The organism is Staphylococcus petrasii (assembly GCF_002902565.1).
Classification (GTDB): domain Bacteria; phylum Bacillota; class Bacilli; order Staphylococcales; family Staphylococcaceae; genus Staphylococcus; species Staphylococcus petrasii.
Window position 1 is genome coordinate 13,829 of record NZ_PPRC01000090.1, and the last position, 16,062, is coordinate 29,890.

Here is a 16,062-nt window from a genome sequence, read left to right on the forward strand (position 1 = left end):
TTGAGTGATTCAACTAAACCCTTTTTAGTGGTTATAGTGGGACCAACCGCTTCAGGTAAAACTGAATTAAGCATCGAATTAGCTAAACGCATCAATGGAGAAATTATTAGTGGAGATTCTATGCAAGTCTATCGACAAATGGATATTGGAACCGCTAAAGTGACTCAAGAAGAAATGGATGGCATACCTCATCATATGATAGATATATTAAATCCAGATGATACTTTTTCTGTTTATGATTTTAAAAAAAGAGCAGAAATATTAATTGATGAAATTACTGCTAGAGGTAAAACACCCATCATTGCTGGGGGTACAGGACTTTATATACAATCATTAATTTATGACTATCCATTTGATGATGAAAAAAGTGTATCTCCAGAAGCGGAGGCACAAGCAAGTGCAAAAATGAGCGAATTAGAACAACTGGATAATCAAGCCTTACATCAATACTTAGCGTCGTTTGATGTTGAATCCGCAAAAGATATTCATCCTAATAATCGAAAAAGAGTAAATAGAGCGATAGAATACTACTTAAAAACGAAAAAACTTTTAAGTTCTCGCAAGAAAGTGCAACAATTTACAGAAAATTATGATACATTATTAATAGGGATTGAAATGTCGCGCAAAACATTATATTCAAGAATAAATAAACGTGTTGATATTATGTTGGGCCACGGATTATTTAATGAAGTGAAACAACTCGTTGAACAAGGTTTTGAATCTACTCAAAGTATGCAAGCAATTGGTTACAAAGAACTTGTTCCTGTAGTCAAAGGGCAAATGGATTTAGCACCTGCCGTTGAAACGTTGAAACAACATTCTAGACAATATGCTAAGCGACAATTGACTTGGTTCAAAAATAAGTTAAATGTTCAATGGTTTGATAGAGAGACAATGACACTTCAAATGATGTTAGATGAGATTACAACCCAAATAAATAAAAGGAGTTCTAAACATGATTGCAAACCACAACATCCAAGATCAAGCACTAGAGAACTTTAAAGCAGAGAAAACTGAAATCACAGTCTTTTTCTTAAACGGATTTCAAATGAAAGGTGTTATCGAAGACTTCGATAAATACGTTATCAGCTTAGTATCTCAAGGCAAACACCATCTGATTTACAAACATGCGATCAGCACTTTCACTGTTGACGATGAAGCTACAGAAGCTGAAGCAACAGTTGCAAGTGAAGAATAAGTTGTAATCAAAGTGCCAAGTTAAAAGTTTTATAGAGCGTAGAAAACGGTCTAATAAGACTTGAGCTTGCTAAAAACTCATCAATTTTAGCACTTTTGAACAAATAGAGGAATTGTTTGTAATAAGAAAAAGCTTCGTGTTAGAGGGGCATTTAAAATTAAATGTCTTCTAATACGAAGCTTTCTTATTGTTTTATAATAATTTTTCGATATCTTTTTCAATTTGAGCGGGTTTTTTCTGTGGTGAGAAGCGGCTTACTACATGGCCATCGCGATCTACTAAGAACTTAGTAAAGTTCCATTTGATTTTTTCATTCAACATACCTTTAGCCGCATCAGTTAGGTAGCGGAATAAAGGATGTTGGTTGTCTCCTTTAACGTCTACTTTTTCATGAATAGGGAAAGTTACGCCATAGTTAATTTTACAGTTTTGGTTCGCTTCGGCACCAGTACCTGGTTCTTGTCCACCAAATTGGTTACAAGGGAAGCCTAAAACGACAAAACCTTGGTCTTTATATTTTTCATATAAAGCTTGTAATCCTTCAAATTGTGGCGTGAAACCACATTCACTTGCTGTATTTACAATCAGCATAACCTGACCTTTATAATCAGCTAATTTATAATCTTCACCGCTAGATTTTTTTACTACAAAATCATATATATTTTCCATTGTATCACCCTTTCTTATCAGCTTTAATTTAACATAATTTCAGAAGATAGTCTTTAGAAACACACTATGATAGAATATTTGAGAAACATTTTAGAAGGAGATGTATAACGTGGCGCAGCAAACCATTCATGAAACAAAGAAAAAATTAGAAACTGCTGTTTTAGTCGGTGTACATGCTCAAAACGATAATCAATTTAATTTTGAGTCAACAATGGAAGAATTAAAAGCATTGTCTTTAACTTGCCAACTAGATGTTAAAGGACAAATTACGCAAAATAGAGAACAAATCGATCATAAATATTATGTTGGTAAAGGTAAAATCGATGAATTAAAAGCTTTTATAGAATTTCATGAAATAGATGTAGTGGTAACGAATGATGAATTAACTACTGCACAGTCAAAAACATTAAATGATAATTTGGGCATAAAAATTATCGACAGAACTCAATTAATTCTAGAAATCTTCGCCTTAAGAGCTCGTAGTAGAGAAGGTAAACTTCAAGTTGAGTTGGCGCAATTAGATTATCTTTTACCACGATTACAAGGTCACGGAAAAAGCTTATCACGTTTAGGTGGCGGTATTGGTACAAGAGGTCCCGGGGAAACTAAATTAGAAATGGACCGTCGTCACATTAGAACACGTATGAATGAAATTAAGCATCAGCTTCAAACTGTGGTAGAGCACCGTGAACGTTACCGTAATAAACGAGAACAGAACCAAGTTTATCAAATCGCCTTAATTGGTTATACGAATGCTGGTAAATCATCATGGTTCAATGTCCTAGCTGGCGAAACTACATTTGAAAAAGATTTATTATTTGCGACATTAGATCCTAAAACGAGACAAATACAAATTAATGATGGCTTTAATTTAATTATTTCAGATACAGTTGGATTTATTCAAAAATTACCAACTACACTGATTGCTGCTTTTAAATCAACATTAGAAGAGGCAAAAGGTGCAGATTTATTATTACACGTTGTAGATGCAAGTCATCCTGAACACCGTGCACAATTTGATACCGTTAATCAATTAGTTAAAGATTTAGACATGGATCAAATCCCACAAGCAGTCATTTTCAATAAAAAAGATCAGTGTAATCAAGATGAGGATGCACCCGTTGCAGAGGCACCTTCAGTATTTGTTTCAAGTCGAGCTGAGGATGACAAAGCTAAAGTGAAACAATTATTGATTCAACAAATTAAAGCGTCATTAATACATTATAAAGAGACAGTTCCTGCAGCTGATGCCGATAGATTATACTTCTTAAAACAGCATACATTAATAGAAGAAATGGGTTTTGATGCTGAAAAAGAAGAATACCTTATTGAAGGATATAAAAAATAATAAAAGGAAGTCATTAAGCATGTCAGATATTAAACAATTGGTTACTGAAGTAGAAGAAACTTTGGCGCCATATTTTAAAGAAATAGAAGAAACTGCATATATTAACCAAGAAAAAGTGTTAAATGCATTTCATCATGTTAAAGCCACAGAAAGTGACTTAACGGGTAGCACAGGTTACGGTTATGATGATTTCGGACGTGATCATTTAGAAGAAATATATGCGCATACATTTAAAGCAGAAGATGCGATTGTTAGACCTCAAATTATTTCAGGTACACATGCGATCACATTAGCACTTCAAAGTACGCTTAAATATGGAGATGAACTGATTTATATTACAGGTAGCCCGTATGATACGTTGTTAGAAGTGATTGGTGTGAACGGCAATGGTATTGAAAGTTTGAAAGAACATGGCGTGAGTTATAAAGAAGTGGCCTTAAAAAACGGGCAAATCGATGTTGAAAGTGTCTTGAACGCTATCTCAGAGAAGACGAAAGTCGTAGCGATTCAACGTTCTAAAGGTTATGACCAACGTCCTTCGATTCATGTTGATGAAATCGAAGAAGCTATCACACGTATTAAAGAGCACCATCCGAATGTTATAGTCTTTGTCGATAATTGTTATGGTGAGTTTGTTGAACGTCGTGAACCTATTGAAGTAGGCGCTGATTTAATCGCTGGCTCATTAATTAAAAATCCAGGTGGTGGCTTAGCTAAGATTGGTGGTTACATTGCTGGTAGAAAAGATTTAATCGAACGCTGTGGTTATCGCTTAACTGCTCCTGGCATTGGGAAAGAAGCGGGCGCGTCACTTAATTCACTACAAGAAATGTATCAAGGTTTCTTCCTTGCGCCTCATGTTGTAAGCCAAAGTTTAAAAGGTGCGTTATTTACTAGCTTACTTCTTGAAAAAATGAACATGAAAACTGTACCTAAATATAACGAAAAACGTACAGATTTAATTCAAACAGTTCAATTTGATACGAAAGAACAAATGATTGCATTCTGCCAAAGTATTCAACATGCGTCACCAATCAATGCACATTTTAGCCCTGAACCTAGTTATATGCCAGGCTATGAAGATGACGTTATTATGGCAGCAGGTACTTTCGTTCAAGGTTCTTCTATTGAATTATCTGCAGACGGCCCAATCCGACCGCCTTATGAAGCTTATGTTCAAGGTGGATTGACTTATGAACATGTGAAGATTGCAGTCACTAGAGCAGTTACTCATTTGAAAGAACAGAATATGATTTAGTAAGAAATCCTACTTTTTGAAGTAGGTTTTTTTATTTTTTCTGAAAATTAAGAAATAATACGGTACGAATTTTTAATAAACAAATGAGACAAAAGCTTGATATGACAGCGTTTAGCGAGTATTTAACTTTTTATGTCAGAAAACCTAACATATTTTTGTAATACAGATGAAACTATGCTAAATTATAATCAAGTTCAAAAGTAGAGGTGAGGTTATTGATGTCTAATGATAGAATAAGACGCAATATGGCCGTGTTCTCTATCAGTGTTGTTTGTAAATTAACCGACCTCACTGCTAGACAAATCCGCTACTATGAAACACATGAACTTGTAAAGCCCGAACGTACGGAAGGAAACAAGCGATTGTTTTCTTTAAATGATTTGGAAAAACTTTTAGAAATTAAATCTTTAATAGAAAAAGGATTTAATCTTAAAGGAATTAAACAAATCATGACCGATAACCAAGGGCATTTGTCACCCGATGAACAAGAGACTAGAAAGAGAATGATTGTAGACGCAACGCAAAAACCGCATGGTGAAGCTTTGCCAATAAATCGTGGCGATTTATCGCGATTTATTAAATAAATATTTGGAGGATTTCTGTTATGCCAAAACGTACATTTAGTAAAGATGATATTCGTAAATTTGCAAAAGAAGAAAACGTTAGATACTTAAGATTACAATTCACTGATATCTTAGGTACAATCAAAAACGTTGAAGTACCTGTAAGTCAATTAGAAAAAGTTTTAGATAACGAAATGATGTTTGATGGTTCATCAATCGAAGGTTTCGTACGTATCGAAGAATCAGATATGTATCTATGCCCAGATTTAGATACTTGGGTTATCTTCCCATGGACTGCTGGTCAAGGTAAAGTAGCTCGTTTAATTTGTGATGTTTACACTACTGATGGTGAACCATTTGCTGGTGATCCACGTAACAACTTAAAACGTGTCTTAAAAGAAATGGAAGATATGGGCTACACAGACTTTAACTTAGGGCCTGAACCAGAATTCTTCTTATTCAAATTGGATGAAAAAGGCGAACCAACATTAGAATTAAACGATAATGGTGGTTACTTCGACTTAGCACCAACTGACTTAGGTGAAAATTGCCGTCGTGACATCGTATTAGAACTTGAAGATATGGGATTCGATATCGAAGCAAGTCACCACGAAGTAGCACCTGGTCAACATGAAATTGACTTCAAATATGCAGATGCAATTTCAGCTTGTGACAACATTCAAACATTCAAATTAGTTGTTAAAACAATTGCTCGTAAACATAACTTACATGCAACATTCATGCCAAAACCATTATTTGGTGTTAACGGAAGCGGAATGCACTTCAACGTTTCACTATTCAAAGGTAAAGAAAATGCATTCTACGATCCAAATGGCGAAATGCAATTAACTGATGATGCATATCACTTCACTGCAGGTATCTTAAACAACGCACGTGGATTCACAGCGGTATGTAACCCATTAGTAAACTCTTACAAACGTTTAGTACCAGGTTACGAAGCACCATGTTACATCGCATGGAGTGGTAAAAACCGTTCACCATTAGTACGTGTACCTTCTTCAAGAGGTTTATCAACTCGTATTGAAGTACGTTCAGTTGACCCAGCTGCTAACCCATACATGGCATTAGCAACTATCTTACAAGCTGGATTAGACGGCATCAAAAACAAAACTAAAGTACCAGAACCAGTTAACCAAAATATTTATGAAATGAACCGTGAAGAACGCGAAGCTGTAGGTATCCAAGACCTTCCATCAACTTTATACACAGCGTTAAAAGCTATGCGTGAAAACGACACAGTTAAAAAAGCGTTAGGTAACCACATCTACAATCAATTCATCAACTCTAAATCAATTGAGTGGGACTATTATCGCACTCAAGTTTCTGAATGGGAACGCGATCAATACATGAAACAATATTAATCGCTAAGCAAATCGGGGAAAGACTTAGGGAAATATGGAGCTAGGGCGAGATGCCTTAGCTTCTTTTTTGTGTTTTAAAAGCTATGTTCACTTGACCATTTTTATGAAAATATTGAACTTGGTCAAGCTTTGTTCAAGTACAGTTTAAAATGTGTTCTTGATATATATTTTAAAATTTTATTTAAATAAACTATCATAATTAATCACATAAATAATTTTGAAGAATCTAAAACTATAGCTAAAATAGCTTTTAACATAAATGGTAAACTACCTAAAAATAAGATGAATGAAATCACAAGATATCTTGCGTTAACTAATATTAATGTGAAATCAATAGAAAATAATGAGGATCAATTGATAATTAATGTAAATCAGAAGATGTCTAGTTTTTTAGCAAGTTTTCTTTCGCAAAAAATTAGCGATTTAATCAATGATTATGATTAATAAACTCTTAAATATATAGAATAGAAAAAATCCTTCAATAAAAATTTTAAAGATTACAAAACAAATAGATATAAGTCGCTTAAACTGCAAAAAAATTAAAAGGGGTAATAAAAAATGGAAATCGATTTTAAAATCACTATAGAAAAACGTGAAATTACTAAAAAAGAAAAGATTATAGCACTAATTAGTTTATTTGTATTAATAGGCGGTATTTATTATAAAATTCGTAAAAAACAGGGTTAACTTTGAAGTTAGCCCTGTTTTTCTATATTAAATTAACTCCAATAACTTATCTACATTTTCCTCAGTAGTCGCCCAGCTTGTCGCAAATCTAACAACACGATGGTTGTCATCGTATTTTTCCCACACTGCAAATTTTACTTTCTTCTGTAATTCTTTAATCTTATCTTCACTTAATACAAAGAATTGTTGGTTTGTAGGTGAGTCGAAATACACTTGATAGCCTTTTTCGATAAATCCTTTTTTCATCTTGTTAGCCATGTTAATCGCATGACGGCTAATGTCAAAGTATAAATTATTAGTAAATAATTCTAAGAACTGTACACCTACTAAACGACCTTTAGCTAATAAAGCGCCATGTTGTTTAATACGTGTTGTGAAATGTTTCGGTTCGTTATTATTTGTAAAGACAATCGCTTCTCCACCTAGGGCACCGATTTTTGTACCACCGATATAAAAGATATCACAATACTTCGCAATATCTTCAATAGTTAAATCACTTTGATCGCTCATCAATCCATAACCTAATCTAGCACCATCCATGAATAGTGGCACTTTATGTTCTTTACAAACGGCAGCTAAGTTTTTTAATTCTTCTTTACTATATAGCGTTCCATATTCAGTGGGATGAGAAATATATACCATACCAGGAAATACCATATGTTCACGTTTAAAATCACTATAAAACGTATCTAAATAAGCGTTAACTTCCTTAGGCGTGATTTTCCCCTCATGAGAAGGGATAGCTAAGACTTTGTGACCGCTAAATTCTATTGCGCCACCTTCATGCACTGCGACATGGCCTGTATCAGCTGAAATGACGCCTTCGTACGATTCCAAAACAGAATTAATTACAACTTGATTTGTTTGCGTACCGCCCACTAAGAAGCGTACGGTTGCTTCAGGGCATTTAATAGTAGCTTTGATTTGTTCAGCTGCTTTTTTGGAAAATTGATCATCCCCATAGCCACTTGCTTGTATTAAATTTGTATCGAGTAGTCTTTGTAACACTTTTTCATGTGCGCCTTCTAGGTAGTCATTTTCAAAAGAAATCATATATTTCCCTCCACAAAATTAATTATCACAAATTATTATATTATTCTGAAAATTTAAAAGAATGTCTTTAGTATACCTTAAATCACGCATGATGTGAATTTAATATTTAAAAAATATAATTGTAAACGTTTTAAAAATAGAGGAGTGTTTTAATTAATATATTTAAATTTAGTTGCTAAACGTATATAAAAAGACTATGATTTAAACAAACAGAAAAGAGGAGTGTTAGATAGATGAGTAAGATTAAATTTAAAAAAATTAAAGAAAAAACTTTAGAAGAGTTAGAAACTAAAGTTAATGAATTCTTGGCTAGTGAAGAAGGTAGTCAATATAAACTGTTAAATGCTTCAATTGAAAGAGTAGAGGAGCAAAAATTTCCACATAATGAAGAATTCTTAAGTGCAACATTGATTTTAGCGCATCAATAAATTTAATTATTAATTATCAGATTTATAGGAGTAAGTGTTATGAAATATATATTTGGTCCGGATTTAGGGACTGTATTTACAATTATATTAGCTTTAGGGTTTATTATTAATTTAGTATTAGCTTTTATAATTATATTTTTAGAAAGAAATCGACGTAGTGCAACATCGACATGGGCTTGGTTATTTGTATTATTTGTTTTACCTTTAGTTGGTTTTATCTTGTATCTATTCTTTGGTAGAACCGTATCTAAACGTAAAATGGAGAAAAACAACGGTAAAGAACTGGACACCTTCAAAGATGTTGTTAAGCAACAAGTTGAGGCATTAGACGCTAATAACTATCAAACGAATAATAAGGAAGTTAAGAAACATCTTGATATGATTAGAATGTTATTAATGAAACAAGATGCCTTTTTAACAGAAGAAAATAAAGTAGATTTATTTACAGATGGTCATAAACTTTATGACAAAGTGATTGAAGATATCTATAATGCGAAAGATTACATACATGTAGAATATTATACATTCGAACTAGATGGGTTAGGACATCGAATTATTGATGCATTAGAAACAAAGCTTAAAGAAGGTTTGGAAGTTAAAATCTTATATGATGATGTAGGCTCTAAAAAAGTAGGAAGAGCTAAATTTAAACATTTCACATCATTAGGTGGAGAAGTAGAAGCCTTCTTTGCATCTAAGTTCCCTCTTATTAACTTTAGAATGAATAACCGAAATCACCGTAAAATTATTGTTATTGATGGTCAAATCGGTTACATCGGTGGCTTTAACATTGGTGATGATTATTTAGGATTAGGGAAATTAGGTTACTGGCGCGACACTCATATTCGTGTTGAAGGCGATGTTGTCGATGCTCTACAAATGCGTTTTATTCTCGACTGGAACTCTCAAGCACATCGTCCACAATTTGAATATGATGATAAGTATTTCCCTCCGAAGAAAGCGCAACATCAAGGAAATTCGGCAATTCAAATTGCTTCAAGTGGACCGGCTTACGAACTCCATCAAATCGAATATGGTTATACTAAGATGATTATGAGTGCTAAGAAATCGGTTTATTTACAGAGTCCGTACTTTATTCCAGATCGTTCATATATTAATGCTTTGAAAATGGCTGCAAACGCTGGCGTGGACGTGCACTTAATGATACCAAGTAAACCTGACCATCCTTTCGTATACTGGGCTACTTTTTCAAATGCAGCAGATTTACTTGAAAGCGGTGTGAAAGTTTATACGTATGAAAATGGCTTTATTCACTCAAAAGTCGCTATGATTGATGGAGAAGTCAGCAGTGTCGGTTCAGCAAACATGGACTACCGAAGCTTTGCTTTAAACTTCGAAGTCAATGCATTTATTTATGATAAAGATATTGCGCAACAACTTAAAACAGCGTTTGAAGAAGATATTAAAAAATCTAAACAGCTAACAAAAGAAGAATATGATAAACGATCAGTTATCATTAAAATTAAAGAGGATCTTGCAAAATTAGTATCACCAATTTTATAGGAAATTACGACTCACTAAGACAAAATTTTAGTTTTAGTGAGTTTTTTTATGACAAATGTCATATTAAATCCGTGACAAATTGGACTAATGACAAAAGAAGAAAGTTGATAAATTAAATATATAAAATAAAAGGAAGTGAAACAGTCATGGTTGAAATAATGCATTTGTCTAAATCTTTTGGAAAAAAAGAGGTACTTAAAGATATTTCAATAACAATTGAAAAAGGGGCATATACTGCTTTAATTGGAAAAAATGGTGCAGGTAAATCAACATTAATTGATATACTCATTGGCCATAAACATGCCTCGAAAGGCTCGATTGAAGATACAGATGGCTTAAATCAATCGATAAATATGGGAATCTTATTTCAACGTACGAACTTCCCGAAACTAATTAAAGTTAAAGAATTATTTTATTTGTATCAAAATTTGTATAAAAATAGTATGACACTAGAACAATTTAGAGAGCTTACGCAGTTTAGTCAAACGCAAATGAACCAACATGCTAATGATCTTTCAGGTGGCCAAAAAAGACTGTTAGATTTTGCGCTTACATTAATTGGTAATCCTCAATTTTTAATTTTAGATGAACCTACAGCCGCTATGGATATAGAAACAAGAGAACATTTTTGGCAAATCATTTATCGTCTTAAACGTCAAAATATAACAATATTATATACTTCACACTATATTGAAGAAGTAGAGCGTATGGCTGATAGAGTGATTTATTTAGAAGATGGAAAAGTAAAAATTGATGATACACCTCAACATATATTATCTAATCAAAATAATTCGATTGTAGAGATAACAAATTATAGTCATGAGATCCACCAAATACTTGCAACTTCATTTAAAACAGCAGTAAAAAATGGAAATTTAAAAATTTATACGAATGAAGTTGAGAAAGTGATCAAAAGTTTAATAGAACTAAACTTTAATTTAAACAATATGACAATCCATAAAAAATCATTGCTTGAATTAATGTTTACAAATACTAATGAGAGAGGAGTGTTAAGTTATGAATAATACTATGATGCTATTAAAAACTGAATATAAATTAATGGTTCGACGTAAATTAACCACTTTCTTAGCATTTATATTTCCATTAGCATTTTATATATTATTTACCTCTTTGATTGATTTACCAGAAGATGCTAAAAAAGTTTTCTATAAAGAGTATATGTATAGTATGACAACGTTTAGTTTAATGGGATTTTGTATGATGCAATTTCCACTTGAAATTATTGAAGAGAAAAATAACGGTTGGTATAAAAAATTGATAGCTACGCCAATAACACCCTTTAATTATTATTTATCTAAAATCTTAAAAACAATGACACTTTTTTTAATTTCAATTATATTATTATTTAGTGTAGCTCATTTTTATAAAGGTGTTAATTTGAGTATGAGTGAATGGATTTTATCAGGTTTTTCATTATGGATTGGAGGAAGTTTGTTTTTAACTTTAGGTCTTATAATTACCCAATTTAATGAAGCGCAAAAAGCGAGTAGTATTGCAAATTTACTTAATATGGTCTTAGCAATTCTTGGAGGTTTATGGTTTCCAGTACAAACATTTCCAACTTGGTTACAACACATCTCGAAATGTATGCCTACGTATCATTTACGTCAATTAGCTTTAGATTTAGGTAAAGGCAACGGATTTAATTTACAATCATTTGTTATTTTGATTGTGTATAGTTTTGTATTTTTAATCATTGCATTATATATAAATAAGAGAAGAGAAGTGAACTAAATGGCTAGTCGCAATATCGGTGCTAGAATGGGAGAAATATCCACATTAATTTATCTCATATTTCCATTTTATGGAATTTATGCGACAAGAAATCAAGAAAATTTCGTTTTAAATATTATTGTTGTATTAATTTTTACGATTGCCTACAGTGGATTAATCCTTTTTCAACAAAAATTAAATTATAAGCTGAATTTAACATTGTTTATTATACATTTAGTTGCAATCGTTTATTTTGTAGCAGTATTTAGCCCCATGCTTAGTTTATTTTTCTTTTTTAGTGCATTTGCCATCCCTTTTATGTTTAAAGCAAGTGTAAAATCAAACGAATTTGGACTTTTACTCCTAACTATGGTGAGTTGTGTCATTGTAACAATATATCAAGATGACATTTCTAGTTTAGTCAGTCTACTTATTTATTATATCGTTATTATGGCATTGTTATTCGGAAATTTTAGTACTGCAAAACATCGAGAAACGCGTAGACAACTTGAAGCAAAAAATAAATATATTAATGTGCTTATTGCAGAACAAGAACGTAATCGAATTGGTCAAGATTTGCATGATACTTTAGGGCATGTGTTTGCTAGCCTTAGTTTAAAATCAGAATTGGCTTTTAAATTAATTGAGTCCAATCCTGAAGCTGCGAAAGAAGAAATTAAAAATATAAACGACATTTCTAAAGAAACGTTAAATAAAGTAAGGAATATCATTGAAAATTTGAAAGTTCAAAATTTTGAAGATGAAGTGGTCTCTATTGATAATATATTGCAAGACGCTAATATTGAATTTTCATTTGAAAATAAACAAGGGGCAAATTCTTTGAATCCGGCCAAGCAGTCTATACTAGCGATGATTTTCAGAGAAATGATAAATAATATTATCAAACATGCTCAAGCTACTAAAGTGGAAGGCAAATTAGAAAATAATCAAGAAAGTATTCAATTACTTGTAAAAGATAATGGCATCGGGATTAAAAATCCAAAAGAAATTAAATTAAAAAGTATAAGTGATAGAGTAGAATTACTTCATGGTATATTAGAAGTTGAATCAGTTAACGGTACGCAGCTAAAAATCACTATACCGAGAGAAGGTGTACAATGATTTCAATTGTGATTGCTGAAGATCAATATATGTTACGTCAAGCCATGGTGCAGTTAATAGAATTAAATGAAGATATGAAAGTTGTAGATGATTTTGATAATGGGGAAGAGACTCTTAACTTTATTAAACAACATCCGCCTGACGTGGCAATATTAGACATTGAACTCCCGAGAATGACAGGTTTAGAAGTCTTAGCGAAGTTAAGAGAAACTTCAATTGATACAAAAATTATTATAGTCACTACATTTAAACGACCTGGTTATTTTGAAAAAGCAGTAGCAAATGAAGTGGATGCTTATGTTTTAAAAGAGCGATCAGTAGATGAATTAGTTACGACTATTCATAAAGTTATGCAAGGTGAAAGAGAGTACAGTACTTCACTAATGACGTCATTATTTAAAGAAGCAAACCCTCTCACGCATAAAGAACAAGTCGTTTTGCGTGAAATTGGCGAAGGTTTAAGTAGTAAAGAAATAGCCGAGAAGCTATACCTTTCAAATGGTACAGTAAGAAATTATACTTCTATAATTATAGAAAAATTAGTAGCACAGAATCGTTTTGACGCTTGGAAAAAGGCAATAAATAAAGGATGGATTTAATTATTATTAGCCTTTTCAGCTTCTAATTGATCTACATGTGTAGCTAATAAACGTAATACTTGGGCAACTTTATCTGGCGGTGTATCTTTCGCTAACGTATGTTCAAACACATGTCCATTTTGAGTTTGAACTTTATAAATAAGTCCATGAGTGTCGATGATAACATCAAGAATTTCCATTGTTTTCACCTCTCTACTTTAATATTTAATGTGAGGTTTATTTAAATTATTGTCGAAAAAAATTTCGATTAAGTTCAATTATTTTGGTTGTTTCTTATATCTACCACACTCAATTTAAATTAATCTTAATTACAAAAATAAGTGCTAACTAGGATTGACTAGTTAGCACTTTATTTGTTCTTACGTTTTTTGATAAATGATTGAATAATATAAACAACAAAACCGACTAGAACGCCTAATAATACGGCTACTACTACTGAGACAATGATTGGAAGTTTATAAACAATCTGAAGAATAACTCCAACAATGATGGCTATTACAACAGTTATTATTGTCAGTAAATTTTCATTACGTTCGTTCATGTATTTCACTCCTAACGCCTTACATTATAGCACGAATTTATTTGTTTCTTCATTTTCAGGAAAATAAAAGACCATTCATATTAATAAAAGTAAATATTTAATTGACGATTAAATTCGAATTATATATTATATGGAAGTATCGAAAAGAGGAGCAGGTGAGTTCATGAAATCTAAAAAATCTCTCAGTATAATAGTATTAGCTGTGATTATTATTGGCGTGTTAGCGTTCCAATTTATCAATCACACAGGCCCGTTTAAAAATAGCGGAAGCCATACTTCAACAACTACTGAATTAAAGGGTAAAGAAAAAGTACATATTGAACGTGTCGTCGATGGCGATACATTTGTAGCTAAAAATAATAATGGTAAAGAAATAAAAATAAGATTAATTGGTGTGGATACGCCTGAAACCGTTAAACCAAATACACCTGTCCAACCCTATGGAAAAGAAGCATCAAATTATAGTAAAAAACATTTAACAGGCAAGGATGTATATTTAGAGTACGATAAAGAAAAAGAAGATCGATACGGACGTACTTTAGCGTATGTATGGTTAGATAAAGACACGATGTATAATGAAGAGTTAGTCAAACAAGGTTTAGCACGTGAAAAATACTTTGCGCCTAATGGCAAATATAGAAGTACATTTGAAAAAGATGAAGCGGAAGCTAAAAAGAATAAAGTTAACCTTTGGAGCTAAAGTGAAAAAAGCGATTACCATATTATCTGTGAGGATAAGTATGATAATCGCTTTTGTTTTTAATATTAAATTCTTGATTGGTTTATCAAATCAATTAATTACTAAAGCTATTAGCAATTTTACTAGCTTGCTCTTCAGTAAGTGGATGTTTAGATAAGTCAATTGCATTTTTAATCACGTGTTCAAGTGAATATTTTGTTGAGACTGTATCTACATATTTTTCACGTTCTTGAGCACCTTCAATGATGTTAACACTTCCATCACTAAAGTAAATAATACCAATGCTTTGAATTTTATGATTAAAATTCTTTTCGATATTATCTTTTAAAGACTTAGAGTTAATCGCAGCTTGTTCATATGGATCATGATCGTAAAAATCATAAATCACTCTGTTGTTTTGAACTTCTTCGACAAATGTGTAGATATCACTGCGTGGTGAATTGAATTGGCTATGATACTGTTTACTAATATAGTGACCAACAATTTGATTAACATCGTTAGTATCAACAACCATTTTATCGTCTACTGGCGCGTTGAAATGATAAAATGTTTTCTGATTCCATTTTTTTACATCAATATTGATTAATCCAATATCAGAAATAACTATGAAATCAAAAGTTCTAGCATATTCAAACAAAGGATGTTTAGTTGCTAAATTACTTGTTGTAATAATATGATAAAACTTTAATTGACCTTCAGTGATGTAGTTATCTAAAATTTCTCTTAGAACTCTTTTCGCGTTACTCTTAGCGTGAGGACTGATTTCATTATTAGAACTTAACATTTGATTTTTAAGGTCTAAATTTTCTTTACTTAAAGCTGAATTCTTAGTTATCATTTGATTTCTAGCATAGATTTCAGTATCAACTCTATCTTGCATATAACGTTGATTTAAGATAAATGCCAGTATAAGTATCACGATGATAACTATTAATATTACCGTTAACGTCATAACTAATCACCTGCATTTTGTTTATTCGTTTATATCATTAGACATTTTTCAAAAAATTTAAAATGATATAAGACAACACATAAATTATAAACATTATATATCCATAGTTCAATATTCTGAAAACTAAGAAGCTTTGAAGATTTTGTTAAGACAATATTAAAAATAGTTGATTTTACACTTTGGTTTTAAATTGTGTATCTTTACTTCTAGATTTAAAAAGTGGGGAACGGATTATGTTTAGAAAAGGTTAGGTTAAGTAGTTAAGCATTTTCATGTCGAAAATTTTAAAGAAATATTTTATAAT

19 protein-coding genes are annotated in these 16,062 nt (G+C 31.9%); 14 read left to right on the forward strand and 5 right to left on the reverse strand.

Translation table 11 applies throughout. The annotated features are described in order from the left end of the window. Both miaA and hfq read left to right on the forward strand, forming a co-directional pair. Positions 1-1,002 (forward strand): tRNA (adenosine(37)-N6)-dimethylallyltransferase MiaA, encoded by a 1,002-nt coding sequence (miaA, locus tag CD127_RS11155; RefSeq protein WP_103366766.1) that lies wholly within the window; start codon positions 1-3, stop codon positions 1,000-1,002. Continuing rightward, on the forward strand, positions 956-1,198 hold the full coding sequence (gene hfq / locus CD127_RS11160) for an RNA chaperone Hfq (protein WP_103328796.1): 243 nt from the start codon (positions 956-958) through the stop codon (positions 1,196-1,198). The genes miaA and hfq overlap by 47 nt, the downstream gene beginning before the upstream one ends. A gap of 192 nt (positions 1,199-1,390) precedes the next feature. Here hfq and CD127_RS11165 read toward each other — a convergent pair whose 3' ends face one another. Continuing rightward, on the reverse strand, positions 1,391-1,867 hold the full coding sequence (locus CD127_RS11165; RefSeq protein ID WP_103298799.1) for a glutathione peroxidase: 477 nt from the start codon (positions 1,865-1,867) through the stop codon (positions 1,391-1,393). Positions 1,868-1,976: 109 nt separating this feature from the next. Here CD127_RS11165 and hflX point away from each other — a divergent pair, with 109 nt between their 5' ends. The 5 genes from hflX to CD127_RS12940 all read left to right on the forward strand — a co-directional run bounded on the left by hflX (position 1,977) and on the right by CD127_RS12940 (position 7,105). Then, entirely contained in the window at positions 1,977-3,215 is a 1,239-nt protein-coding gene (hflX, locus tag CD127_RS11170) for a GTPase HflX (protein ID WP_167409901.1), read from the forward strand. 19 nt (positions 3,216-3,234) lie between these two features. Then, positions 3,235-4,473, forward strand: coding sequence for a methionine gamma-lyase family protein (locus CD127_RS11175; RefSeq protein WP_103366768.1), 1,239 nt, complete (start codon positions 3,235-3,237; stop codon positions 4,471-4,473). A gap of 215 nt (positions 4,474-4,688) precedes the next feature. Beyond that, on the forward strand, positions 4,689-5,057 hold the full coding sequence (locus CD127_RS11180) for a MerR family transcriptional regulator (protein WP_174694737.1): 369 nt from the start codon (positions 4,689-4,691) through the stop codon (positions 5,055-5,057). 20 nt (positions 5,058-5,077) lie between these two features. Next, entirely contained in the window at positions 5,078-6,418 is a 1,341-nt protein-coding gene (glnA, locus tag CD127_RS11185; protein ID WP_103298795.1) for a type I glutamate--ammonia ligase, read from the forward strand. 558 nt (positions 6,419-6,976) lie between these two features. Then, complete coding sequence (locus CD127_RS12940; RefSeq protein ID WP_268927745.1) at positions 6,977-7,105, forward strand: hypothetical protein; 129 nt, start codon at positions 6,977-6,979, stop codon at positions 7,103-7,105. 27 nt (positions 7,106-7,132) lie between these two features. Here the strand turns inward: CD127_RS12940 and CD127_RS11190 are convergent, their stop codons facing one another. Continuing rightward, the gene (locus CD127_RS11190) at positions 7,133-8,158 is read right to left on the reverse strand and encodes a threonine aldolase family protein (RefSeq protein ID WP_103366770.1); all 1,026 of its coding nucleotides are present in this window, start codon (positions 8,156-8,158) and stop codon (positions 7,133-7,135) included. Between the two features lie 233 nt (positions 8,159-8,391). Between CD127_RS11190 and CD127_RS11195 the strand changes: the two genes are divergently transcribed. The 6 genes from CD127_RS11195 (at position 8,392) to CD127_RS11220 (ending at position 13,565) form a co-directional block, all read left to right on the forward strand. Beyond that, positions 8,392-8,586 (forward strand): hypothetical protein, encoded by a 195-nt coding sequence (locus tag CD127_RS11195; protein WP_103366771.1) that lies wholly within the window; start codon positions 8,392-8,394, stop codon positions 8,584-8,586. 39 nt (positions 8,587-8,625) lie between these two features. Then, complete coding sequence (gene cls, locus CD127_RS11200; protein WP_103366772.1) at positions 8,626-10,110, forward strand: cardiolipin synthase; 1,485 nt, start codon at positions 8,626-8,628, stop codon at positions 10,108-10,110. A 146-nt stretch (positions 10,111-10,256) separates the two neighbouring features. After that, positions 10,257-11,135 (forward strand): ABC transporter ATP-binding protein, encoded by an 879-nt coding sequence (locus tag CD127_RS11205; RefSeq protein WP_103366773.1) that lies wholly within the window; start codon positions 10,257-10,259, stop codon positions 11,133-11,135. Beyond that, positions 11,128-11,865 carry an ABC transporter permease gene (locus CD127_RS11210; RefSeq protein WP_103366774.1) on the forward strand — a complete coding sequence of 246 codons (738 nt, stop codon included), beginning with the start codon at positions 11,128-11,130 and terminating at the stop codon, positions 11,863-11,865. The genes CD127_RS11205 and CD127_RS11210 overlap by 8 nt, the downstream gene beginning before the upstream one ends. Beyond that, positions 11,866-12,966 (forward strand): sensor histidine kinase, encoded by a 1,101-nt coding sequence (locus CD127_RS11215; protein ID WP_103366775.1) that lies wholly within the window; start codon positions 11,866-11,868, stop codon positions 12,964-12,966. After that, positions 12,963-13,565, forward strand: a complete 603-nt coding sequence (locus CD127_RS11220; protein WP_103366776.1) for a response regulator transcription factor — start codon at positions 12,963-12,965, stop codon at positions 13,563-13,565. Before CD127_RS11215 ends, CD127_RS11220 begins: the two co-directional genes overlap by 4 nt. Here CD127_RS11220 and CD127_RS11225 read toward each other — a convergent pair. Next, positions 13,562-13,744: a hypothetical protein gene (locus CD127_RS11225; protein ID WP_103298771.1), complete on the reverse strand. Its 183-nt coding sequence runs from the start codon at positions 13,742-13,744 to the stop codon at positions 13,562-13,564. The two genes, CD127_RS11220 and CD127_RS11225, sit on opposite strands and share 4 nt — an antisense overlap. A 170-nt stretch (positions 13,745-13,914) precedes the next feature. Next, positions 13,915-14,106, reverse strand: coding sequence for a hypothetical protein (locus CD127_RS11230; protein WP_103298772.1), 192 nt, complete (start codon positions 14,104-14,106; stop codon positions 13,915-13,917). Between the two features lie 163 nt (positions 14,107-14,269). Here CD127_RS11230 and nucI point away from each other — a divergent pair, with 163 nt between their 5' ends. Next, complete coding sequence (gene nucI, locus CD127_RS11235; RefSeq protein WP_103366777.1) at positions 14,270-14,806, forward strand: thermonuclease NucI; 537 nt, start codon at positions 14,270-14,272, stop codon at positions 14,804-14,806. A 94-nt stretch (positions 14,807-14,900) separates the two neighbouring features. Here nucI and CD127_RS11240 read toward each other — a convergent pair whose 3' ends face one another. After that, a complete protein-coding gene (locus tag CD127_RS11240; RefSeq protein WP_103366778.1) occupies positions 14,901-15,758 on the reverse strand; it encodes a hypothetical protein in 858 nt (285 codons plus the stop codon). Positions 15,759-16,062 lie beyond the last annotated feature (304 nt).